1 rRNA gene is annotated in these 255 nt (G+C 49.8%); it reads left to right on the plus strand.

Going from position 1 to position 255, the window contains the following annotated elements:
• Positions 1 to 155: 155 nt before the first annotated feature.
• Positions 156 to 255 (plus strand): 5S ribosomal RNA (gene rrf / locus GTP41_RS26950); the annotation flags it as partial.

Below are 255 nucleotides of genomic sequence, written 5' to 3' on the forward strand. Positions count from 1 at the left end.
GCAGTAATGCATTAAGCTAACTGATACTAATTGCCCGTACGGCTTGTCCCTATAACCTTGCCGGTTATATAGCATTTACTCGTGTTTGAGAACACTACCCAACTTTACTTCTTCCAGATTGCGCAGCACGCCTCGCGCGCTGCCTACAAGTTATGCCTGATGACCATAGCAAGTCGGTCCCACCCCTTCCCATCCCGAACAGGACCGTGAAACGACTTTGCGCCGATGATAGTGCTGCAACCAGTGTGAAAGTAG

This window comes from Pseudoduganella guangdongensis (genome assembly GCF_009857475.1).
GTDB lineage: Bacteria > Pseudomonadota > Gammaproteobacteria > Burkholderiales > Burkholderiaceae_D > Rugamonas > Rugamonas guangdongensis.